This window comes from Streptomyces sp. NPDC093510 (assembly GCF_040683555.1).
GTDB lineage: Bacteria > Actinomycetota > Actinomycetes > Streptomycetales > Streptomycetaceae > Streptomyces.
Window position 1 is genome coordinate 281,592 of sequence record NZ_JBFBEE010000012.1, and the last position, 19,931, is coordinate 301,522.

Below are 19,931 nucleotides of genomic sequence, written 5' to 3' on the forward strand. Positions count from 1 at the left end.
TCCGTACGGTTCCGCATGCGCGGCGGCCACCACGTCTCCGCCGTCACCGACGCAACCTTCGACCTCGCGGCGGGGGAGTGCCTCGCCCTGGTCGGCGAGAGCGGCTGCGGCAAGTCCGTGCTCGCCTCCGCGCTGCTCGGCCTGCTCCCCGAGAACGCGGAGACCGCGGGGAGCGCACTGATCGGCGACGCCGACGGCGTGGGCCGCGTCGACCTCCTCACCGCCGACGAGCGCACCCTCGCCCGCACCGTGCGGGGGCGGCGCGTCGGCCTCGTACCGCAGAGCCCCGCCGCCCATCTGACGCCGGTCCGCACCGTGCGCTCCCAGCTGGAGGAGACGCTGCGCGAGCTCGCCGGGGTGCGCAAGCCGCAGTTGCGGGCCGCCGCCGAGGCGGCCGCCGAGCGCGCCGCGTTCCCCGCCGGACACCTCGACCGCTACCCCCACGAGCTGTCCGGCGGCCTCGCCCAGCGCGCCGCCACCGCCCTCGCCCTCATCGGCGACGCGCCGCTGCTGCTCGCCGACGAGCCGACGACCGGCCTCGACCGAGACCTCGTGGACCGCACCGTCGACGAACTGCGCCGGCACGTCGGCGACGACCGCGCGCTGCTCCTGATCACCCACGACCTGGCCGCCGCCGAACGGATCGCCGACCGGGTCGCCGTGATGTACGCGAGCCGCGTCGTCGAACTCGCCGACGCCGCCGACTTCTTCGGCACGCCAGGACCCCGGCACCCCTACGCCCGCGGACTCCTGAACGCCCTCCCGGAGCGTGCCTTCACCCCTGTTCCCGGCATGCCGCCCGAGCTGTCCGCGCTCCCCGCGGGATGCGCGTTCGCGGCCCGCTGCGAGCGGGCCGACGAGGCGTGCGGCGCACTGCCCGCGCTCACGGACGGGGCGGCCTGCCACCACCCCCACGCGGACGTGCTGGAGGCCCCCCGTGCTTGAACTGCGCGCCATCACCGCCGGATACGACCGGCGCGCCCCCGTCGTCCGGGACGTCGACCTCACCATCGCCCCCGGCGAATCCGTGGGCCTGCTCGGCCCCAGCGGCTGCGGCAAGTCCACCCTCGCCCGGGTCGCCGCACTGCTGCACCGGCCCGATGCGGGCCACGTCGTCATCGACGGCGAGACCGCCCGCGGCTGGCGCCACCGCGCCCCCCGCGAGCAGCGCACCGCCTTCGGCGTCGTCTTCCAGCAGCCGCGGCTGTCCGCCGACCCCCGGCTGACCCTGACCGATCTGATCGCGGAGCCGCTGCGGGCGGTGGGCCGCGGCTCCGAGGCGGCCCCAGCGGTACCGGAACTCGCGGCGCGCGTCGGCCTCGGCGAGGAACTCCTGGGCCGCCGCCCGCACGAGGTCAGCGACGGACAGCTGCAACGCGCCTGCCTGGCACGGGCGTTGGTGCTGCGCCCGAGGTGGCTCATCTGCGACGAGATGACCGCGATGCTGGACGCCTCGACGACGGCGGCACTGGTCCACGTCGTGGAGGAGTACCGGGCCGAGAGCGGCGCCGGACTTCTCGCCGTCGGCCACGACCGCGTCCTTCTGGAGCGGTGGTGCGACCGCACCACCCACTGGGGCGAGTTGACGGGCCGGGCGCCTTCCGCGGCCTAGGGGCCGGGGCCCGCCCGGGTCAGGCGGGCAGCTTGGTGTCGATGACGAAGCTGATCTCGACGGCCTGACCGGGGAAGGCCAGTTCGGTGATGCCGAGCACCGTGCTGACCGGGCGGTGCTCACCGAAGTAGGCCAGGTTCCCCTCCATCGTCGCCTCGGCGTTCTGCCGCAGGTTCACCAGGTACAGGGTCTGCGAGACGATCTGGTTGCGGGTCGCTCCATAGTGGGCCAGGACCTTGTCGGAGTTGGCGTACGTCTGCTTCAGCTGGGCGGCGAAGTCGTCCGCGTGCAGGAAGTCGCCGGTCGCGTCGAGCGAGAGCTGCCCGGAGACGTGGATCAGGTCGCCGGACCTGATGGCCTGCGCGTAGCCGAAGTCGCTCTCGGCGGGCACGTCGTGGGTGAAGACGTCGTCGGCGGTCATGGTGCCTGCTTTCTCGTCATGAGCGTGCGCTCTCTTGTGGTTACTCAGGAACCGTAGGAGAGTGACGCCCGAACAGGAAGAACGCACTTTTCGGCAACTGAGGAACCTGATGGTGACCAAGCAGTTCACGGGCTCGCCCGAAGACGCGGACCTGCGGCGCGCGGACTCCCTGGCGCGCGAGATCTTCTCGGACGTCGCCAACAAGTGGGCGTTTCTGATCATCGAGGCCCTCGGTGAAGACACCCGGCGCTTCAGCGAGTTGCGCGACGACGTCGAGGGCATCAGCCACAAGATGCTCACCCAGAACCTGCGCATGCTGGAGCGCTACGGCCTGGTCGAGCGGACCGTGCACCCCACCGTGCCGCCACGCGTCGAGTACCGGCTCACCGAGCCCGGCCGTGCCCTGCGCGCCACGGTCGACGGGATGTGCGGCTGGACCCACCAGTACCTCGGCCACATCGAGGCCGCCCGCCGCCGCTTCGACACCTGACAGGCCCGGGACGTCGACCTCACCCGCTCGCGCACCGCGCCGGCCCCGAGGTCTTCACGGACCCACCGTGAACGCGAGGCGTCGATAGCGCCAACTCCCGTACGGCCGGGGTTTCCTGGCGTGGGCTGAGACTCATACTCACTGAGGTCCCGCTCACCGTCGTACCGGCGCGCCGCGCTCCCGGCGTGCCACGACCCGTCCCCTCCGGGAGGCAGACATGGCCCTCACCACCCGTCGCAGAGCCCTCACCACCTTCGGAGCCGTCCTCGCGGGCGGCGTCGCGACGCCCGCCTACGCGTACGCGAGCGGCGGTGGCCGCCACCCCCGGCCCCTGATCCGCGCCCACGCCCACAACGACTACGAACACCCCAGGCCCCTCTTCGACGCGCTCGACCACCGCTTCGGCAGCGTCGAGGCCGACATCTTCCTCGTCGAAGGACAGCTCCTCGTCGCCCACGACCCGGTGGACCTCGACCCCGCCCGCACCCTCGAGTCGCTCTACCTGGAGCCCCTGGCCGCACGGGTGCGCGCCCACCACGGGTCCGTGTACCGCGGGTACCACCGCACGCCCTTCCAGCTGCTCATCGACATCAAGACCGAGGGCGCGTCGACGTACGCCGAACTCCACCGCCGGCTGCGGCCCTACCGGCGCCTCTTCACGTCGTACAGCCACGGCAAGGTGCGCCGCGGCGCCGTCACGGCTGTCGTCTCCGGCGACCGGGCGGCCCGTGCCCCCATGGAGGCGCAGCGCGTCCGGTACGCCTTCTACGACGGCCGCCTCGCCGACCTGGGAAGCGCCGCGCCCGCCTCGCTCATCCCGCTGATCAGCGACAACTGGTCCCTCAACTTCAGCTGGCAGGGCACAGGCCCCATACCCCCGGCCGAGCGCGACAAGCTGCGCGGCATCGTCTCCGCCGCCCACGCGCGCGGGCAGCGCGTGCGTTTCTGGGCCACCCCCGACCTGCCGGGGCCGCAGCGCGACGCGGTCTGGGGTGAGCTGCTCGCCGCTGGTGTGGATCACCTCAACACCGATGACCTCGCGGGACTCGAGGCCTTCCTCGACGCGCACCGCGGATGATCTTCGAGGATCAACCCTCGCGCAAGTAACACCCGTTCGGAGCACAGGTCATAAGCCCGGACGCTTCCTCCGCTGCGCCAGACTGACGGCCGGAAGCCGCGGTTCCACGTGGCGGAGGAGGTACTTCCCATGGCTGTTTCGATCTCTGTCGTGCTGCTGCTCGTGGTCCTCGCGGTGGTCTTTCTGCGCAACGGGGCGCTGAAGGTCTCGCACGCCATCGTCTGCGGGCTCCTCGGTTTCTATCTGGCGAGCACGAGCATGGCGCCGACCATCCACGACGGACTCACGGCCACCGCCGACATCGTCAGCTCGATTCGGCCGTGACCGACCGGCCCCGGCCTGCCGATCCTTTCGAGTTCATGAACAACTGACGCACTGTCATGGACAGTTGCTGAGGTGCCCTCTAGCTTCGGCGCATGTCCAGCAGACTGCGCCGCCTCGTGCCCGCCACTGTCGTGGCCCTGACCGTGTCCCTCACGGTCCCCGCGTACGCCGACGAGATACCCAACGCCCCCGGGCACCGGCTCGTCGAACAGTACGAGGGCGCGCCCGCCGACGCCCGCCCGCTGCCGGGCACCCCGCCGCCCCAGCACCCGTACCTCGCCGCCAACGGCCGCAGCGGCATGCACGCCGACGCGGCGGGCAGCGGAACGTACCCCTGGAACGGGCCGCTCGGGAAACGCCCCGCCGTCGACAGCGAGAAGATGGCGGCGCTGGGCGGCGAGTGCGCGACCGTCACCTTCGACCGCGAAGGACGCATCGTCACCGTCTGCGGCACGTTCACCGGCTTCCTGGTCAAACTGCTCGACCCGAAGACGCTGGACACCCTCGCCGAGTACAAGCTGCCGCAGCGGCCCTCGACCGTGGAGGCCATCACACGCCTCGACTTCTCCAAGATCTTCAAGGACACGTCGGGCGGCGCCTATGCGTACCTCGACAACGAGGACAGGCTCGTCCTCGCCGACTCCCGTCAGCACATCGTGCGGCTCGCGCACGAGCGGACCGCGGACGGCCACTGGCGCTTCGTCGTCGACAAGGAGTGGGACCTGACGGCACACGTCCCGCACGACTGCGTCAGCTGGACGAACCTCTACCCGAGCGGCGAGTGCGACCCGGTCACGTCGGTGATGCCGGACTGGGACGGGCGCATCTGGTGGGTGACCCGGCAGGGCCGCGTCGGCACCGTCGACCCGCGGTCCGGCGCCATCCGCTCCGTCCGGCTCGACGGCGAGGAGATCCAGAACTCGTTCTCCGTCGCCGAGGACGGCGTCTCCATCGTCTCCGACCACGCCCTCTACAGCTTCAGGGCCACCGCGGACGGCACCCCGCAGACCGTCTGGCGCCAGACGTACGACCGCGGCACCGGCACCAAGCCCGGCTCCGTGAACCAGGGGTCCGGCACCACCCCCGACCTCTTCGGCGATCACGACGACTATGTGGCGATCACCGACAACGCCGACGACCGCATGAACGTCCTCGTCTACCGGCGCGGCGCCGGCGTACCGGACGACGAGCGGCTCGTCTGCAAGGTCCCCGTCTTCGGCTCCGGCGCGTCCACCACCGACAACTCACTGATCACCTGGGGCGACAGCCTCGTCGTCGAGAACAACTACGGCTACGAGAACATCACGTCGCTCACCTTCGGCCGCAGCGTCGTCGGCGGCGTGAGCAGGATCGACGTGCGCGAGGACGGCAGCGGCTGCGACACCGCCTGGGAGAGCGGGGTGCGCGCCCCGTCCACCGTGCCCAAACTCTCCACCGCCAACGGCCTGCTGTACTTCTACACGAAGGAGCCGAATAGCCTGGGCATCGACGCCTGGTACCTCACCGCGGTCGACTTCCGTACCGGCGACACCCGCTGGAAGCGGCTCGCCGGTACGGGCATCGCCTACGACAACAACTGGGCCCCGGTGACGCTGGGACCCGACGGCACCGCCTACGTGGGCGCCTTCAACGGGCTCGTCGCCGTGCGCGACACGCAGTGACGGATCACGTCCCGGAGAACACGCCGATGCCGTTGGGAACCGGCCGCTCGATCCCGCCGCTGGGGTTGTTGCGGACCGTCACGGCGTCGGCGCCCGGGGCCCGTGCGACCAGGGTGGACGTGGCGGAGACCAGGGTGGAGGAGCCGCCGCCGTCCAGACTGAAGCCGTCCCGCGCGCCGAGGCCCCGCAGCGTCTCGGCCACCTCGGCGATCGTCAGACCCGCACGGAACTCGGGGGAGCCGTCGAGCGACAGCAGCAGCAGACGGTGACCGTCGTCGGAGATCCCGGCCGCCGTCCGCACCGCCGACGTGGTCCGATCGAGGCCGGGCAGCGGCACGCCGTTGCGCAGCACGGGGTAGCCGCCGAGCGCGAAGCGGAACGGAATGTGCGACTCGGCCGCCACCAGACGGTGCCTGACGTGCACTCGGTCGCCCGCCGACAGCTTCCGCAACTCCTGCGCGCCCGCCTCACGGCCGACCAGGACCGTGCTGCCGCGGGCGATCGGACCGGTGCCCGGCGTGTCCGCCGAGGCCACGACACGCCCGCCGCGCACCGTCACCTCGTGCGTGTCCGTGCTGCACGGCGCGCCACGGCTCGTGTCGGTGCCGCAGGTGGCACGCACCCGCGAGACAGTGCCCCAGTCGCTGGTGAAGGCGCCCACGGACCCCACAGGCAGCGCGTACTGGTTGAGGCCGCCCAGCGGGAGACGGGAGTGCCGGGTGCGGACCAGCCCGTCCAGCGTGAGGTTGTCCAGGCGGGCCCTGCGGTCGTAGCCGACGCCGAGGACCGCTTCGGTGGTCACGCCCGGCGGCATCGCGGGCCCGAACCGCTGCCCGTTCGGCACGGCGGCCTTGAGTGCGCGGCCGTTCGCGATCGCGGGCCCGACGGGCGCGCCGGTCGCCTCGACGCCGGGGTGCTGCGTCTCGGTGATGTTGAAGAAGTCACCGTTGATGCCGCCGACTGCACCGGACCCGTCCGCGAGCGCGGAGACGGCCGCACGCGCGGCGACCTTGCCCGGATACAGCAGACCGACGCTCGTGCGCGGGTCGCGCAGATCCACGTCGAGCACATGCGCGCGGGCCGTGCCGTGCGATGCGGCTATGTCGAAGTACCGGTACTCCACCCCCGGCGCGATCCTGCCGCCCGCGCGCTCCGGACCCCCGGAAGCGCTGCCGGCCGGTGCCGCTCCCACGAGAGCCGCACCGGCCAGCATGCCGAGCGTGGTGACGAGAGTGCACGCTGTTCTGAACCGTCCACCGCGTTGCTTCTGGCGTGCCACAGATCCCCCTGGTCTCTAGTGACGTCGGGCAGGCGAAGTAACTGTCGCAGCAGCCAGGGGAGTTCACCAGATGCCGGTTGCTACGTTCCGACCAGCCGGGAACGGATGAGGAAACGCACGCCCTCCGGCGCCTCCAGTGAGAAGCCGCTGCCTCTCCCCGGCACCACGTCCACGATCAGCCGGGTGTGCCTCCACACCTCGTACTGGCTCTTCGACATCCAGAACGCTACGGGCTCGGCCACCCCCTCGACCGTCAACGACGCGAGGCGTATGTCGGAATCACCGGTGCGGAACTCGCCGGCCAGGAAGCACATGGGCGCGCTGCCGTCGCAGCAACCGCCCGACTGGTGGAACATCAGCGGCCCGTGCGTCTCCCGCAGCCGCCGCACGAGCCGGGCGGCGGCGGGGGTGAGCTCCACCCGGGGGGTACTGCCCCCGGAGTCCTTCGTCTCATGGCGGTCCATGGGACGACTCTGTCCCCCGGCACGTTGCAACAGGGTTGCGCGACGGGCCGCGGGACCCGTGTGGACCGATCGTGGGATGGTCGGGTCGTGTTGCCGGGAGTACGGCGGCGCACGGGTGAAGCTGGTGCGATGCGCTGGCTCCTCGCTTCGATCGCCGCCCTGTCGTTGGCCGTTCCCGCGTCGCCCGATGCCCCTGCCCCCGCCGGACCGGCGTGTCGCGCCGGCACCGCCCCCTACCAGCGCGAGCTGGAGCGTGAGCTTCGGCTGACGGTCGACGGGCGCCAGTCCGCCGCCGACTGCGCCGCCATCAGAAGGCTCCAGCAGCGGCTGGGCATCCGTCCGGCGGACGGGAGTGCGAACCTGCGGACGTACCGCCTCGTCGTCGCGGACAAGATCCGGCGGAACCCCGCGGAACGGCGGGCCTGTCCCGCGCGGCCGTACCGGATCACGTGCGTGGACCTGAACCGGCAGGTCCTGTGGGCGCAGTCCGGCCGCGGGCTCGTCTTCGGCCCGGTGCCGGTCCGCAGCGGCCGGGACGGCCTGGAGACCCGCCGCGGCTGGCAGCGGATCTACCAGAAGAACCGCTACCACTACTCGACGATCTATCACGTCCCCATGCCGTACGCGCAGTTCTTCAACGGCGGGCAGGCCCTGCACGGTACCCGTTCGGACCTGTTCTCCTCCGGCTCGGGCGGCTGCGTGAACCTGGCGCTGGGTGACGCGAGGCGGCTGTACGACCTGCTGCAGAAGGGCGACCGGCTCTACCTCTGGGGCACGAAGCCGGGAACGGGCGGCTGACGCCACCCGTGCCCGGAGGGGATCACTTCGGGGAAGAGGGGGTCACTTCCCCTTCTTGCCTCCCCCGCGCTGGTTGGTGAGCGTCACCGTGACGCCCTTGGCGGCGTTGCCCGCGGTCACCTTGTAGGGGCCGCTGACCGTCTTCGACGGCAGGACGTAGCCGTCGGGGACGGCGGTCTCCTTCAGGTAGTACGAGCCGAGGTCGAGCCCCTGGAACTGGCACCGGCCCCGGCCGTCCGTGGCACAGCCCCCGTCGGCGAGGGTGTCCCGGCCGGCGCTCGACGTCTGGAGGCCGGGCCTGCCGTTGGTCTCCTGCCACAGCTGGAAGACGGCACCGCCCAGCGGCCTGCCCGTCTTCTTGTCCTTCTTGACGACCGTGAGGGCGCCGAGCTCGCCCGGCTCCTCGCGCACGCTGTTCAGCGCCACGACGGAGACGCCGCGCGAGGCGTTGGCCCCGGTGAGGGCGAGCGGGCCGAAGACCGCTGGGTCCGGAAGCTCGTAGCCGTCCGGAGCCTTCGTCTCCACCCAGTAGTACGTGCCGAGGGCGACGCGCCTCTCGCAGACGCCGGACGCCGTCGTCGTACAGGGGGAGCCCGTCGACGTGTCGGGGTCCGAGCCCCTCCGTTGCAGCCCCTCGACGCCGTTGGTCTCGCGCCACAGCTGGAAGACGGCGCCCGGCAGCGGCTTCCCGGTGTCCTTGTCCTTCTTGACGACGGTGACGTCGCCCTTCACGACGGTGGGCTTCTCCTTCTTGTTGGTGGCGGTGACCGACACGCCCTTGGAGGCGTTGGCCTCGGTCAGTTCCAGCGGCCCGAAGACGTTCGGCGAAGGCAGCTCGTAGCCGTTCGGGGCCTTGGTCTCGCGCCAGTAGTAGGTGCCGAGCGGCACGGTCCGCGCGCACTCGCCCTGGCGCTCGGTGACGCAGGGGCCGCCGACCTTCGTGTCCGGGTCGGAACCGCCGGTCTGCAGGCCCTCGTCGCCGTTGGACTCCTCCCACAGCTCGAACTCGGCGCCCGCGAGTCGCTTCCCGCCGTCCTCGTCGGTCTTGACGACCTCGACCTGGCCCGAGGCGGGCGCCTCGGCGCAGTCGGGCAGGTCGCCGAGGAACGGGTAGTTGTGGATCTCCTGGCCGCCACCGCCCGACGCCGCGCTGGTGTGGGTGAGCGAGCCGGTGGTGAAGAAGCGACCGTTCATGCCCGGCACGCTGACCGTGGCCATCGACCTCTGGTCGCCGATCAGGACGCTGCCCTGGAACTGTCCGGTGCCCTTGATCTCCACCGAGGTGGCGTCGGGGAAGTTCCACAGCAGGCGGCTGCGCATCTTGTTGAGCTGACTGCTGTCGTCGATGGTGCCGCTGTACGTGTTGATGGTGCGCTTCGTCCCGAGGATGTTGACCAGCACCGTGGCGCCGTCCGGGATGCCCTCGAAGCGGATGCCCTCCTGGCCGCCGCTGCCGCCCATCAGGTCGAAGTCCACGTTGAAGACTTGTAGGTCAGAGGTGTTGTCGCCCCGGAACAGGGTCTCGCCGCCCGCGTGCGTGGCGGTCCCCGTCGGTGTGCGGGTGCCGCCTTCGGGGTGGGCGTAGCACTGGCTGGCGGCGGTGAGCTCGTCCCGCAGCGGGATGTAGGGATCGGCGGCGTCGCGGTCCTTGCGCACGGTGGCGGCGATCGTGCCGGAGGCGTCACCCGCGTGGCGCACCACACCGCCCTCGGCGAGGAGCCGTTCGCCGGCGGCGACCGTGACGTCATCGCCCGTGGTGAGCCAGTCCGCACCGGCGGGCGGGGCCACCCGGGAGCCGACGCCGGCCTCCCCGATGTTGTAGACGGCGCTGGCGCCCGCCGCCTTGTCCTGGTCGAAGTCGCCGAGGACGACGACGCGCCCTTCGGCCTCCGAGGCCTTCTCACGGACGAGGAAGTCCTCGCCCACATAGACGTTGATGCCGTTGTCGCGGTACTTGATGCCCCCGTTGTTGATGGCCGGGTAGTCGCCATCGGGGCAGTTGCCCGGCACGCACGGGCCGAGCCCGCCGGGCAGGGGCTTCGCCACGGCGGGCGCGGTGGAGTGCGCGGCGGCGGGCACGGCCGGCAGGCCGCTCCCCGCCACGACGGCGAGGAGGCAGAGGTACCTCGTTCCGGACCGGAAGAGGGAGGGGAGGGTCACGTGCAGATCAGCTCCTCACATGGGACAAAGCGACGTGGAGGAGGCTTGCACGATCGGTGGCCGGTGCCGTTCAGCCAATCCGCGCTTCATACGAAGAACACCGCAAAGGACGAGCGCGGCGGCCCTGGCGGGGTGGGCCGGGGTCCACGAGGATGACCCCTCCTGTGGGGCGTCGTCCGTGGAGCGGAGGCAGCGCGATGGGTTCACACGCGGCGGCGGGACGGCGGCGCAGGCGGCCGGTCGTGTTCGGCGCACTCGGCGCGACACTGGTCGGGGCCCTGCTGTCCATCCCGAGCGCGGGCGGCGCACCGGTGTCGGCCGACGCCTGCCGCACGGCGGGCAGCACGCTGCCGCGCGGTGACTGCGGACCGTTCTGGCAGGTCCTCGCCGAGGACTTCAACGGCGACCGTGTGCCGCTGGGCGCGTTCAGCGACTGCGACCACCACGCCGACACCTCCGCCGCCCACTGTGCCGGACTCGAGGGCGACTACCGCGACAACTGGTGGGCCTACCCCACGGGTTGGCGCGACACGGCGAACGACCGTGACCGTGACGTCGTCGGCGTCTACCACCCGGAGGACACCGTGAGCGTGGGGCCTGCGGACGACGGCGACGGCCGGATGCGCATCCGCATGTGGCGGCCCGCCGACGGAGGACCCGTCCACGCCTCCGCGGTCGTACCACGCGCCGTCATGCAGATGAAGTACGGCAAGTACAGCGCCCGCATCAAGGTGACCAGGCAGGCTCCCGGCTACAAGTCGGCGTGGCTGCACTATGGCGGCGGCTGCGAGATGGACCATCCCGAAGGCGAGTGGACCGGCTCCCTGAACGCCTTCCACCACCCCTGCGGCGGAGGCGAACAGGGCTCCTACCCCGGCGCCGCCGACTGGACCGAATGGCACACCGTGTCCACCGAGTGGACACCCGGCCATGTGCGGTTCTTCGTCGACGGACGCGAGACGGGACACGACACGAGGGGCGTGCCGGACCGCCCGCTCTCCTGGGTCCTGCAGAACGAGAGCGCCCTGGAGGGGCCGGGCGCGGCGCCCGGCAGCAGCGCCCAGCTGGAGATCACCTGGGTGGCGGCGTACGCGTACGGCTGGAAGTGACGCCCGCGGCCCGGGAGTTCACCCGCATTTAACGGAATCGTCGCCTCGTACAACCCTTGTGCCGCATCCCGTGTCGAACAGGGCGCCGGACAAGGAACGGGCCCTTTCCGGACACCCCCCGCGCCTGCCCGGCCACCTTCCTTCACAGGAGCCGCTCGTGCGCAAGAACCGTTCAGCCGCCCTCGCCGCGGCATCGTTCCTTCTGCTGACCGGGGCCGGTATCGCCGCCGCCCCCTCCGCTTTCGCCGGCACCCCTGGGGGGACCCGCGCCGACGACCGCAACAGCGACTTCAACGGCGACGGATACGAGGACGTCCTGGTCGGCGCCCCGGGCGCCACGGTGAGCGGGGCCAAGGGAGCCGGCCTCGTCACGGTCCAGTACGGCTCGACCAGAGGCATCGGCACCACGAACGTCGCCCGGTTCAGCCAGTCGACGGGTGGTGTGTCGGGGGCCGCCGAGGCGGGTGACAACTTCGGCAAGGCCGTCGCCACCGGCGACCTGGACGGCGACGGCTACGACGACGCGGTCATCGGCATCCCCGGGGAGGACCTCGACGAGGGGGCGGACGCCGGTGGCGTCGCCGTCCTCTGGGGCTCGAAGTCGGGGCTCACCGGAGCCGCGAGCAGTTGGCTGCAGAGCGGGGAGGCCGCCGCGGGCCAGCAGTTCGGCCTCGGTCTCGCCGCGGCACACTTCACCGCGGACACGCCCGGCGACCTCCTCGCCGTGCTCGACCGGGACAACGTGGATCTCTTTGTGTACGACCCCGCGCCGCAGGCCCGGGGCGAGGCACCGCTGCGCCGTCAGGCCACCGAGCGGCTCGGCAGGTCGGCCGACGCCAGCCAGATCGTGTCCAAGGCGCTGACCACCGGTGACTACGACAAGAACGGCTACGCCGACCTCGTCGCCTCCGGTACGACCGAGGGTGACGAACCCGGTCACGGCTGGTCCGTGCAGTTCGCGGGCGGCGCCGACGGCCTCACGTACAAGAACGACCTGCGCGGCGGGCCCGCGGCCGCGTCCGGCGACATCAACAACGACGGTTACGACGACCTCGTGACCGGCGAGCCGGCCTCCCCGGACGACGGCGGCGAGACGATGACCGGCGGCCTGGTCGGCGTGCGCTACGGAACCCCGGACGGCCTCAAGGAGGAGGCCAAGTGGTGGACGCAGGACGCCGAGGGCGTGCCCGGTGTCGCCGAGCGCGGTGACGGCTGGGGCGCCGACCTGTCCGTCGCGGACACCAACGGCGACGGTTACGCGGACGTCGCGATCGGCGCGCCGGGCGAGGACATCGGGACGGTCGCCGACGCGGGCGCCGTCTGGGTGCTGCGCGGCTCGGGGAACGGGCTGACGGCGAGCGGCGCCAAGTCCTTCGACCAGGACTCCGCGGACATCCCCGGCGAGCCGGAGAAGGGCGACAAGTGGGGTGCGCAGGTGCGGCTCTCCGACCCCAACCGTGACGGCCGCTTCGGGCTCCTCGCGGCCGCGCCCGGCGAGAACGCGGGCGACGGCATCGTGTGGGTCCTGTCCGCCGGATCGGGCGGCGTGACGGGCACCGGGTCCTGGACGTACGGTGCGGGCTCGCTCGGCGCGCCGGCCACGGGAGCGGCGTTCGGCGCGGCGATCGACGAGTAACCGCCGGTCCTGGGAAGGCCTGGCCCTAGGAGAAGCGCTCCACCCGTAGTTGGGCCGGTGGGTACGGCGAGAAGGAGGTCGTGCCCACCGACCAGTGGTGGCCGTCCGTTCCAGGGATCCGGGTGAGGGCCTCCGTCATGTAGGTGTCGGGCGTCTCCGGGCCGCGCTCACTCACCCAGGTGGTGCCGTTCCAGCGCAGGTAGTGGGCGCGCTTCTGGTCCCAGAAGTCCCAGCCGGAGATCAGGTCGGGGCGGCCCCGGTCGTCGCCCGATATGCCGCTCAGCAATCCGACGCCGAAGGGGGCCCCGGGGTTGGTCCACTCCGTGCCGTCCCAGTGCTGGAGCCGGATGCCGGGCGGCTTTCCGGCCGGCCCGCCGATTCCGTACGCGAAGCCGGTCAGCCAGATGTCGTCGTGCGCGACCGGCAGCAGTCCCGTCACCGAGGCGCGGTAGCCCGGCAGGCGCGGCACGACCGTCCAGGCGCCGTCCCAGCGGGCGATGATGTCGCCGAACACCCACACCTCGCCGCCGAGTGCCACGGTGACACCGGTGGGCGTCGGCGCGGCCGGGTCCGGCAGGGGCCTGCACCAGCGCCAGGACTTTCCGTCGCCGCGCAGCAGTCCGGCACGGTCGCCGTGCCGCCCCGACACCCAGAAGCGGCCGTCGGGCCCGGCCGCGACACTCGTCAGTCGCGTCCCCGCCTCACCGCGCCCGGGGAAGCCCGCCTCGCGCCAGGTCGTGCCGTCCCAGGTGAGGAGCTGGTCGTGGCCCGCGGTGTCGGTGCCGATGGCCCAGGCCGCCCGGCCCGCGGGGGCGGCGGCGACGGCGCGCAGGGCGCCCTTGTACGTCAGGTGGGACAGGTCGTCCTGCGACCAGGCGGTGCCGTTCCAGCTGAGGGAGATCGGGGTGCCGTCGGTGCCGCCGTACCGGCCGTGTTCGCCCACGGCCCAGGCGAGTCCGGGCCCCGCGGCGGCGACGGAGACCAGGTGGGCGGCGGGCTGTCCGGCGGGCGTGGCCACCTCCTGCCAGGTGCCGGGGGCAGTCGCGGGACGGGCGGCCGCGGTTCCGGCCAGGGGTACGGACAGGGCCGCCCCTGTGCCGGTCGCCGCCAGACCACTCGCAAGGCCACGGACAAATACGCGTCTTCGCATGAGAAGAGCCCTCCTCTGAGGGGAGGGGTTCACGGTGCGTGAGGTTCGGGGCGCGCTGAGGTGTGCAACACCCTGAACCGGGCGCCGTGCGGCGTCAATGCACGCGGGTGAGTGTTTCCCGTCCTGGTCCGGACCAACTACCGCCCAGTAGAACCGAGTTGAGCTGGTGGTTCTTTGCCGAATCCTCATATGGCGGGCTCATGAACTGGGGGTAAATATCGCCCTTTTGATACTCAAGGCGCCCAATTCAATTGTTGACACGGAGAGTTGGTCTAGTCCATTTTGGTGATCCGGCGTGGAGTCCTGCCGCCGGAAGAACCGATCCTTGGAGCACCACATGCCAGCGAGCGACCGCTACCTCCATCGCGCCCCCTCGGATGTCCCGTACTTCAGCTCGGACGGCGACACCTACCTGGCGCAGACCCAGTTGCGCGACCTCAGCAAGACGCGTCCCCTGCGCGTTCTCTCCGAAGAGGACTTCGCCTTCTGGCAGACGTACGGCTACGTCGTCGTGAAGCAGGCGATCCCCGCCGAGGCCGCGAAGGACCTCCTGGACTTCGCGTGGGAGTTCCAGGGTCTGGACCGCGGCCGCCCGGAGACCTGGTACGAGGAGCGCGAGTTCCGCTCGGACCTGGACCGCGAACTGCACGTCTACGGCTTCGTCGAGGCCTACCACCACCAGCTGATCTGGGACAGCCGCCAGACGCAGCGGGTCTACGACGCGTTCGTCGACGTATGGGACTGCGAAGAGCTCTGGGTGACCCTGGACCGGCTCAATCTCAACCCGCCCAACGTCAGGAACCGTTCGCGCTCCCTGATCGCGCCCACCGAACGCGGCTTCGACATCAACCTGCACTGGGACGTCGACACCACCCTCGGCGTCCTGCCCCAGCGCGTGCAGGGCATCATTGCCCTGGACGACACCCGCCACGACCACGGCGGCTTCCAGTGCTGCCCCGAACTGTTCCGGCAGTTCGACCGGTGGAAGGCCCTCCAGCCCGACGGCCGCGACCCCATACGCCCCGCGATCGACCGCGACGAGATGCCCGTCGTACGACCGGAACTCGAAGCCGGCGACCTGCTGATCTGGAACGGCCTGCTGGCGCACGGCGTGGCACCCAACACCTCCGAGGACGGCGTCCGGGCGGTCCAGTACCTCTCGATGATGCCCGCCCTCGAGACCCACGACGAGCTCCGCCGCTCCCGCGTCGACTCCTGGAGCAACCTGTCCACCCCGGACTGGAACGCCACGCTCCTCGGCGACGCCCACAAGCACGAGTCGCTGCGGTACGGCACCGCCGCGCTCAACGACCTAGGAGCCAAGCTGCTCGGCCTCAAGTCCTGGAACGGGGAAGCCGCATGCGACGCATCTGCCTGACGCTCCCCACCAACCGGGCCTGCCCGGAGACCATCGCGGCGATCGGCGAGGAAGCGGCGTACGCGGCCGCGCACTTCGACGTCGAGGCGCACCTGCTGATCCTGGACTCCTCCGACACCGCCACGTTCGCCGGACACGCGCGGGCCGTGCGCGCGCTGCCGGACGTGCCGCGCGTCGTCGTGCACCACCTGGACGAGACGCGGCAGCGCGACTTCCTGCGCCGGGTGATCGGCGAGGCCGACGTCGCCAAGCCGGAGCACATGCTCGAACTCATGCTCCCGGGCGGCCTCTCCTACGGCGCCTGCACCAACCGTGCCTTCCTCATCGCCGCCGCGCTGGGCTGCGACTCCGTCCACCGCAGGGACTCCGACAGCCGGTACCAGAGCGTCGACGGCAAGCCCGTCTTCCCCGTGCACCACGAGCTCATGTCGCTGGGCAGGACCGCGGCGCAGGCGGCGCACGGCGTCACCGAGAGCGCTCTCGAACCCCGGCACGCGGACAAGCGCGTGGCGATGGTCGGCAGCTCCTTCGTGGGGGAACTCTCCGTCGACATCGGCGAGATCCACCGCCTCGACCCCGACGTGTACCACGACGTGGTCAGCCTCTGGGCGCCCGACCACTGGACCGAGGCCGAGAAGCGCGACCTGGTCGACGAATCCTTCCGCGGAGCGGGCACCGACACGTTCGAGCGCGACCACGCGCTGCTGACCCTCGTCGACCCGATGCGCGTCGACATGTGCAACATCAGCTTCCACGACGTGCACGAACGCGTACCGCTGCCGCCCGCCACCGACACCATCGGCAGCGACTACTTCCTCATCCACCTGGTCCACGACGCCGCGCTGCCCGGCGTCCTGCACAACCGCAACATCGTCAACTACTACACCCCGGAACGCAGGACCGACGCCGGCTTCCTCGCGTACCAGACGCGCTTCGTCAAGTTCTTCCTGTCGATGCTCTACTTCAACCACATCTACGAGCGGATGGCCGCGGCGGGCGAGGAACTCCTCGACGACCAGGGGCACGTCCGCGCCGCGGTCGTCGCCGAGTTCGCCCGCCGGAGCACCGGACTCGACCAGGCCGGGAACGTCCGGCGCCTGGACCGCCTGGACACCGCCTACCGCCGACTCGGGGGCAGGTACGCGGACTTCGCCGACCACCTGGCCACCCGCCGCGAACGCCTGCTGGACGAGGCGCGGAGCGACATCGAGGACTTCGCCCTGCTGACCGAGGCATGGCAGGGCCTGGTGCGCGCGAGCAAGGACGCCGGTCCGCTCCTGACGGCGGGACACCCCGCGTGAACGCCACGACGACGTACGCGACGCACGAGGCGCTCGGCACCGGGACGGCACACGACAGCGGCCCGCTCCTCGACGCCCTGGCGGCCGCCGCCGAGGACCAGATCGTCTTCGACCTCCCCGGCATCGAGGAGCGCTACGACACCCTGCGCCGCGAACTCCCGGGCGTCGCCGTCCGCTTCGCCATGAAGGCGTGCCCGGTGGACGAGGTCCTCGCGCGACTGGCGCGGCGCGGCTCCGGAGTCGACGCGGCCGGCCCCAAGGAGGTGGAGCAGGCGCTGGCGGCGGGCGTGCCGATCGGCAGGATGCACTACGGCAACACCGTCAAGTCCGACCGGAACATCGCCGACGCCTTCCGGCTGGGCATCAGGGACTTCGCGACCGACAGCCTGGAGGACGTACGGGCGATCGCGGCGCACGCCCCGGGCAGCCGGGTGTTCTGCAGGCTCGCGACCACCGGAGAGGGCGCGCTCTGGGGGCTCAGCAACAAGTACGGCTGCTCGCCCGACGACGCCCTCGTGGTACTGGAGACGGCACGTGAGCTGGGGCTGACGCCCGCCGGTCTGTCCGTGCACGTCGGCTCGCAGCAGATGACGGCCGACGCCTGGCAGGGCGCCTTCGACCGCATCGCGGACGTGCTGACCGCCCTCGCCGGGCGCGGGATCTCCCTCGACCACGTCAACCTCGGCGGCGGCCTGCCCGCGCTCGGGTACCGCGACAAGCGGGGCAGGCCGCTCGACCCGCCGATGGACAAGATCTTCACCGTCATCCGCGAGGGCATGGCCCGCCTGGACGGGATACCCGGCCACCGGCTCGGCTTCGTCGTGGAGCCGGGGCGTTATCTCACCGCCGACCACGGGGCCATCCGCGCACACGTCGCCCGGCTCTCCGCGCGCCGCCGGCCGGACGGCGAGCGCCAGTACTGGCTGTACCTGAGCTGCGGCAAGTTCAACGGCCTCTACGAGATGGACCAGTTGCAGTACCGGCTCGTCTTCCCCTCGCACCGCGACGCCGAGTCCGTGCCCGCCGTGGTCGCGGGCCCCACCTGCGACAGCGACGACGCCTATTCGCACGAGGAAGGACTCGTCCCCGTGCCCAAGGGGCTCGCCTCCGGCGACCCGGTCTGGGTGCTCTCCTGCGGCGCGTACGCGACCAGCTACATGACGCAGGGCTTCAACGGCTTCAGCCCGCTTCCGTACACCTGGATCGACGGCGAGGCCGCATGACCGAGGAGATACGGGTGCGCGGCATCGCCGACGGCGACTGGGACGGCATCGTGGCGCTGGAGTCCCGCGCCTACGCGCCCCTCGGCCTGTCGGAGGGGCGGGCCGCGCTGGAGGCCCGGATGCGGTCGTCGCCTGCGACCTGCTTCGCACTGGACCTGGGACGGCGCCTCGCGGGATACCTGCTGGCGCTGCCGTACCCGGAATCCGAGTACCCCGAGCTGCGCGGGGTCGAGCGGACGGCGCCGCTCCGCTCGCGCAACCTGCACCTGCACGACATCGTCGTCGCGGAGCACCTGCGGCACAGGGGACTCGCACGACACCTCCTGGGACGCCTCACGGCGACGGCCCGCGCCCACGGGTACGAGCAGATCTCCCTGGTCGCCGTCGGCGGCAGCGAGACGTTCTGGTCGGGCCGCGGCTTCACCGCCCGCAGAGGCGCCCCGCCCCCGGCCGGCTACGGCCCGACCGCGGTGTACATGTACAAGGCGGTGACGGCCGACGCGCCGGCACCGGAAGAAACAGAAATGTGGGCTGATGCGGGTGCTCCGCGTGCGTGATCCCTTCCACCGAAGCCAGTTGGCGATCGCGGCACTGTTCTGCTCGCTGGGCTTCCAGTACGCGACATGGGCGTCGCGGATCCCCGCCATCAAGTCAGACCTCGACCTGACCGCGGCGGAGGTCGGCGTGCTCCTGATGGCCGCCGGCATCGGCGCGGCCGTGTCGTTCCCCGTCGTGGCCGTCCTGATGCGGCGCCTCGGCTCGCAGCGCCTCGCGCTCCTGTCGGCGCTCTGCCTCGCCGTGCTGCTCCTCGCCCTGGCCGCGGCGCCCAACTACCCCGTCGCACTGCTCGTCATGTGTGTCGACGGCGTTCTCGTCGGCTGCCTCAACGTCGCCATGAACGCCCAGGGCGCCGAGCTGGAGAGCCGGTACGAACGCAATGCCATGGCCCGGCTGCACGCGACGTTCAGCGGCGGTTCGCTGCTCGCCGCGCTGCTCGCCTCCGGCATGAACGCGGTGACCTCGACGGTCGTCGTGCACTTCGCGGCGGCCGCGGCGCTCCTGCTCCTGCTGGCGGCACTGGCCAGGACAGGGCTCCTGACCGATGAACAGCCCGCCGTACAGGAGGAGGCGGCGAAGGGGGCGGAGAAGGAGGAGGGCAAGAAGAAGAGCGCCAAGTGGACCGTCCCGTCCCGCATGACGCTGTGGATGTGCGTCGCCATGGCGTTCGGCACCGTGACCGAGGGCGCCATGAACGACTGGTCGGCCCTCTACCTGGAGGACGTGGCCGAGGCGTCCGCCGAGCTCGCGCCCCTGGGCATCGCCGTCGTCTCCGGGATGATGCTCCTCGCCCGCCTGTTCGCCGACGGCTGGCGCAGCCGCTGGGGCGACGGCCGCATCGTCCTGTCCGGCAGCGTGCTGGCCGGCGCCGGCCTGGCGCTCGCCCTGCTCAGCGGCGGCCTGGTGCCGGCGCTGCTCGGCTTCGCCTGCGTCGGCCTGGGCATCGCGGCCGTCACCCCTTGCGTCTACGTGGCCGCCGCGGGCCAGGGTTCGGACTCGCTGACCCTGGTCGCGGCCATGGGGACGACGGGTCTGCTGGCCGGGCCGCCGCTGATCGGGTTCATCGCGAACGCGAGCAGTCTGGTGTGGGGTTTCGCCGCCGTCGCCGCGTCCGCGCTGGTCGTCTCCGCGTGCAGCACGCGGATTCGGTGGCCCGCGACGAGTGGCTGACCCGCACCGGTCCGCAGGCCGGCGGACCGCGTTCGATCTGCTCCTTACTCGAGGGTAGGCGCACCCGACCCCCTTGTTATACATTCCGTCTAACAAGGGGGTCGCGGCCTGCCGTGCGA

General features: G+C 71.6%; 19 protein-coding genes. 14 read left to right on the plus strand and 5 right to left on the minus strand.

The window, feature by feature from the left end; translation table 11 throughout:
• Positions 1–15 precede the first annotated feature (15 nt).
• The gene (locus AB0N81_RS21480; protein ID WP_365360632.1) at positions 16–945 is read left to right on the plus strand and encodes an ABC transporter ATP-binding protein; all 930 of its coding nucleotides are present in this window, start codon (positions 16–18) and stop codon (positions 943–945) included.
• On the plus strand, positions 938–1,612 hold the full coding sequence (locus AB0N81_RS21485; RefSeq protein ID WP_365360544.1) for an ATP-binding cassette domain-containing protein: 675 nt from the start codon (positions 938–940) through the stop codon (positions 1,610–1,612). Before AB0N81_RS21480 ends, AB0N81_RS21485 begins: the two co-directional genes overlap by 8 nt.
• A gap of 19 nt (positions 1,613–1,631) precedes the next feature.
• Here the strand turns inward: AB0N81_RS21485 and AB0N81_RS21490 are convergent, their stop codons facing one another.
• On the minus strand, positions 1,632–2,033 hold the full coding sequence (locus tag AB0N81_RS21490) for a RidA family protein (protein ID WP_365360546.1): 402 nt from the start codon (positions 2,031–2,033) through the stop codon (positions 1,632–1,634).
• A gap of 109 nt (positions 2,034–2,142) precedes the next feature.
• Here AB0N81_RS21490 and AB0N81_RS21495 point away from each other — a divergent pair, with 109 nt between their 5' ends.
• From AB0N81_RS21495 to AB0N81_RS21510, 4 genes are all read left to right on the plus strand, one after another.
• Positions 2,143–2,523: a helix-turn-helix domain-containing protein gene (locus AB0N81_RS21495; protein ID WP_365360548.1), complete on the plus strand. Its 381-nt coding sequence runs from the start codon at positions 2,143–2,145 to the stop codon at positions 2,521–2,523.
• A 217-nt stretch (positions 2,524–2,740) separates the two neighbouring features.
• Positions 2,741–3,601: a phosphatidylinositol-specific phospholipase C/glycerophosphodiester phosphodiesterase family protein gene (locus AB0N81_RS21500; protein ID WP_365360550.1), complete on the plus strand. Its 861-nt coding sequence runs from the start codon at positions 2,741–2,743 to the stop codon at positions 3,599–3,601.
• Between the two features lie 129 nt (positions 3,602–3,730).
• A complete protein-coding gene (locus AB0N81_RS21505) occupies positions 3,731–3,925 on the plus strand; it encodes a hypothetical protein (RefSeq protein WP_365360552.1) in 195 nt (64 codons plus the stop codon).
• A 92-nt stretch (positions 3,926–4,017) separates the two neighbouring features.
• The gene (locus AB0N81_RS21510; protein ID WP_365360554.1) at positions 4,018–5,586 is read left to right on the plus strand and encodes a hypothetical protein; all 1,569 of its coding nucleotides are present in this window, start codon (positions 4,018–4,020) and stop codon (positions 5,584–5,586) included.
• Positions 5,587–5,590: 4 nt separating this feature from the next.
• Here AB0N81_RS21510 and AB0N81_RS21515 read toward each other — a convergent pair whose 3' ends face one another.
• Positions 5,591–6,799, minus strand: coding sequence for a phosphodiester glycosidase family protein (locus AB0N81_RS21515; protein ID WP_365360634.1), 1,209 nt, complete (start codon positions 6,797–6,799; stop codon positions 5,591–5,593).
• 146 nt (positions 6,800–6,945) lie between these two features.
• Entirely contained in the window at positions 6,946–7,329 is a 384-nt protein-coding gene (locus AB0N81_RS21520; RefSeq protein WP_365360556.1) for a DUF779 domain-containing protein, read from the minus strand.
• A 129-nt stretch (positions 7,330–7,458) separates the two neighbouring features.
• Between AB0N81_RS21520 and AB0N81_RS21525 the strand changes: the two genes are divergently transcribed.
• Positions 7,459–8,127 carry a L,D-transpeptidase gene (locus AB0N81_RS21525; protein WP_365360558.1) on the plus strand — a complete coding sequence of 223 codons (669 nt, stop codon included), beginning with the start codon at positions 7,459–7,461 and terminating at the stop codon, positions 8,125–8,127.
• Between the two features lie 42 nt (positions 8,128–8,169).
• Here AB0N81_RS21525 and AB0N81_RS21530 read toward each other — a convergent pair whose 3' ends face one another.
• The gene (locus tag AB0N81_RS21530; RefSeq protein ID WP_365360560.1) at positions 8,170–10,287 is read right to left on the minus strand and encodes a choice-of-anchor A family protein; all 2,118 of its coding nucleotides are present in this window, start codon (positions 10,285–10,287) and stop codon (positions 8,170–8,172) included.
• Between the two features lie 197 nt (positions 10,288–10,484).
• Between AB0N81_RS21530 and AB0N81_RS21535 the strand changes: the two genes are divergently transcribed.
• Both AB0N81_RS21535 and AB0N81_RS21540 read left to right on the plus strand, forming a co-directional pair.
• Entirely contained in the window at positions 10,485–11,396 is a 912-nt protein-coding gene (locus tag AB0N81_RS21535) for a glycoside hydrolase family 16 protein (RefSeq protein ID WP_365360562.1), read from the plus strand.
• A gap of 157 nt (positions 11,397–11,553) precedes the next feature.
• Positions 11,554–13,032: an esterase gene (locus tag AB0N81_RS21540; RefSeq protein WP_365360564.1), complete on the plus strand. Its 1,479-nt coding sequence runs from the start codon at positions 11,554–11,556 to the stop codon at positions 13,030–13,032.
• Between the two features lie 25 nt (positions 13,033–13,057).
• Here AB0N81_RS21540 and AB0N81_RS21545 read toward each other — a convergent pair whose 3' ends face one another.
• On the minus strand, positions 13,058–14,182 hold the full coding sequence (locus tag AB0N81_RS21545) for a hypothetical protein (protein ID WP_365360566.1): 1,125 nt from the start codon (positions 14,180–14,182) through the stop codon (positions 13,058–13,060).
• 337 nt (positions 14,183–14,519) lie between these two features.
• Between AB0N81_RS21545 and AB0N81_RS21550 the strand changes: the two genes are divergently transcribed.
• The 5 genes from AB0N81_RS21550 (at position 14,520) to AB0N81_RS21570 (ending at position 19,812) form a co-directional block, all read left to right on the plus strand.
• Positions 14,520–15,560 (plus strand): phytanoyl-CoA dioxygenase family protein, encoded by a 1,041-nt coding sequence (locus tag AB0N81_RS21550; protein WP_365360568.1) that lies wholly within the window; start codon positions 14,520–14,522, stop codon positions 15,558–15,560.
• Positions 15,542–16,861 (plus strand): DUF6271 family protein, encoded by a 1,320-nt coding sequence (locus AB0N81_RS21555; protein ID WP_365360570.1) that lies wholly within the window; start codon positions 15,542–15,544, stop codon positions 16,859–16,861. The genes AB0N81_RS21550 and AB0N81_RS21555 overlap by 19 nt, the downstream gene beginning before the upstream one ends.
• A gap of 77 nt (positions 16,862–16,938) precedes the next feature.
• Positions 16,939–18,084, plus strand: coding sequence for a type III PLP-dependent enzyme (locus AB0N81_RS21560; protein ID WP_365360636.1), 1,146 nt, complete (start codon positions 16,939–16,941; stop codon positions 18,082–18,084).
• Complete coding sequence (locus tag AB0N81_RS21565) at positions 18,081–18,641, plus strand: GNAT family N-acetyltransferase (RefSeq protein WP_365360572.1); 561 nt, start codon at positions 18,081–18,083, stop codon at positions 18,639–18,641. The genes AB0N81_RS21560 and AB0N81_RS21565 overlap by 4 nt, the downstream gene beginning before the upstream one ends.
• Positions 18,625–19,812: an MFS transporter gene (locus tag AB0N81_RS21570; protein ID WP_365360638.1), complete on the plus strand. Its 1,188-nt coding sequence runs from the start codon at positions 18,625–18,627 to the stop codon at positions 19,810–19,812. Before AB0N81_RS21565 ends, AB0N81_RS21570 begins: the two co-directional genes overlap by 17 nt.
• The last annotated feature ends 119 nt before the right edge of the window (positions 19,813–19,931 follow it).